We start from the raw sequence: 2445 nt of genomic DNA, 5'->3' as shown, positions 1-2445 counted from the left end.
GCTGTAGACGTGCGGCGCCAGGGTCGCCACGCAGTCCAGGTTGCGGTACTTGTCGGCGAAGTCCAGGCCGTAGCCGACGACGAACTCGTTGGGGATGTCGAAGCCCACGTAGGCCACGTCCACCTCCACCTTGGCGGCCTCGGGCTTGCGCAGCAGCGCGCACACCCGCACCGACGCCGGACCGCGCGAGCCCAGGTTCGCCAGCAGCCACGACAGGGTCAGGCCCGAGTCGATGATGTCCTCCACCACGAGCACGTGGCGGCCGGAGATGTCGGTGTCCAGGTCCTTGAGGATGCGCACCACGCCGGAGCTCTTCGTGCCCGAGCCGTAGGAGCTGACGGCCATGAAGTCCATCGAGAGCGGGATGCTCATGGCGCGCGAGAGGTCGGCCATCACCATCACGGCGCCCTTGAGCACGCCCACGAGCAGGACGTCCTTGTCGCGGTAGTCCTCGTCCAGGCGGGCGGCCAGCTCGGCCACCCGGGAGGCCACCTGCTCCCTGGTGAGCAGCACGTGCGCGAGGTCGGTGCCGGCGGTGGCGGCGTCCACGGGGTCCTCCGGGAGGTCGGTGCGTCGAGGGGAGCCTCAGCCGGTGGGGGCCCCACCCGCGGGCGTGAGGTGGAGCCTGCCACACGCCCGGTGCCCCCTCGCACCCCCGGGCAGGTGCACCGGGCCCTGCCCGCGCCAGCGCAGCAGCAGCGCGTCCAGCGCGTCCACGTGCACCGCGGCCAGCGCGCCCGCCGGGCAGCCGGCCGCCAGCGCGGCCCGGCGCAGCCAGCGCCGGCGCAGCGCCGCCGGCGCCGCCAGCAGCTCGCCCACCTCCGCCGCGCCGTCGCGGAACGGGTCGCGCGCCGCGGCCAGCTCGTCCAGGGCGTCGGCGTCCTCGCGCAGCGCGCGCGCCGAGCGGGCCAGCGCCGCGGCCACGCCCGGGCCCAGCGCGGCCTCCAGCGCCGGCAGCGCGTCGTGGCGCACCCGCGCGCGCGCCAGGCGCCGGTCGGCGTTCCACGGGTCCTCCCACGCCTCGAAGCCCTCCAGCGCGCAGGCCGCGCGCACCGCGGCGCGCCCCAGCCCCAGCAGCGGGCGCCGGAACGGCCCGCGCACCGGCGCCATCCCCGCCAGGCTGCGCGCGCCCGAGCCGCGCGCCAGGCCCAGCAGCACCGTCTCGGCCTGGTCGTCCAGGGTGTGCCCCAGCAGCACCGCCGCGGCGCCGCGCTCCGCCGCCAGCCGCTCCAGCGCGGCGTAGCGGGCCTCGCGGGCGGCGCCCTCGGGACCACCCGGACGGCCGACGGCCACCCGGGCGACCAGCGCCGGGTGCAGGCCCACCGCGCCCGCGCACAGCTCCCGCACGTGCCGCGCCAGCCCGGCCGAGCCCTCCTGCAGGCCGTGGTCGACGGTCACCGACCCCGCGCGCAGCCCGGCGCGCGGGGCCTCGAAGGCGGTGGCGGCCGCCAGCGCCAGGGAGTCCGCGCCGCCGCTGCACGCCACGAGCACCAGGGCGCCGGGGTGCTCGCGCGCCAGCGCGCGCAGGTCGGCGCGCACGGCCGCGCGCACCGCGGCCACCGGCGGCGGCGGGCCGACCACCGTGCCCGCGCCCCCTCAGCCGTGCACCCGGCGCACCCACGCGCCGGGGTCGGCGACCTCCGCGGGCGCGGGCAGGCTGGCCGGGCCCCGCCAGACCGCGTTCAGCCCGTCCCAGCCCACCTCGCGCAGCACCCCGCGCACGAAGCGGGCGCCGTCGGCGTACTGGCGGGTCTTGGCGTCCAGCCCCAGCAGGCGCCGGGTGAGCTGGTCCAGGGAGCCGCGCCCGCGGCGGCGCTCGGTGAAGCGCTCGCGGATCGTGGCCACCGTGGGCACCACCTGCGGGCCCACCTCGTCCATGACGACGTCGGCGTGGCCCTCCAGCAGCGACATGACCGCCACCAGGCGCCGCACCCGCTCGCGCTGCGCCGGCGTCTGCAGCAGGTCCACCACGCCCGCGCCCGCGCCGGGGCCCTCCTCGCCGCGCAGCACCCCCGGCAGCCCGCGCAGCGCGCCGGAGAGCCGCTCGCCCATGTCGCGCTGGGTGGACAGCAGGTCCGCCGACAGCCCGCGGGCCTCCTCGGTGACCCAGCGGCGCAGCCACGGGTTCGCGCCGAACTGCAGCCGGTGCGCCTCCTCGTGCAGGCACACCCAGCGCCGGAAGTCGCCGGGGTCCACCCCCAGCTCCCGCTCGACCTGCACGACGTTGGGCGCCACCAGCAGCAGCCGCCCGGGGCCGCCGGCGTCGACGCCGGAGAAGACGTCGAACTGCCCCAGCACCCGCGAGGACAGGAACGCCAGCAGCGCGCCGGTCTCCGCGCCGGTGGCGCGCCGGCCCACCGCGGTGGTGGCCCGCTCGGCGCGCCCGCCCGCCCGCGCACCGCGCCGCCGGGGCGGCGGGAGCGGCACCCGCACCGGCGCCAACGT

General features: G+C 79.1%; 3 protein-coding genes. All 3 read right to left on the bottom strand.

Features of this window, described 5'->3' with window-relative positions:
- Nucleotides 1-549 (bottom strand): hypoxanthine phosphoribosyltransferase (gene hpt / locus GTR00_RS18955; RefSeq protein WP_166613117.1); only part of this gene is annotated, 549 nt, incomplete at its 3' end.
- A 36-nt stretch (nucleotides 550-585) separates the two neighbouring features.
- On the bottom strand, nucleotides 586-1581 hold the full coding sequence (tilS, locus tag GTR00_RS18950; RefSeq protein WP_166613116.1) for a tRNA lysidine(34) synthetase TilS: 996 nt from the start codon (nucleotides 1579-1581) through the stop codon (nucleotides 586-588).
- A gap of 15 nt (nucleotides 1582-1596) precedes the next feature.
- On the bottom strand, nucleotides 1597-2445 hold an 849-nt coding region (locus tag GTR00_RS18945; RefSeq protein ID WP_166613115.1), incomplete at its 5' end, for a zinc-dependent metalloprotease.

It is taken from the genome of Kineococcus indalonis (assembly GCF_009906395.1).
GTDB lineage: Bacteria > Actinomycetota > Actinomycetes > Actinomycetales > Kineococcaceae > Kineococcus > Kineococcus indalonis.
The sequence above is the reverse complement of the archived record's forward strand: the minus strand, read 5'-3'. Positions and strand labels throughout refer to the sequence as shown.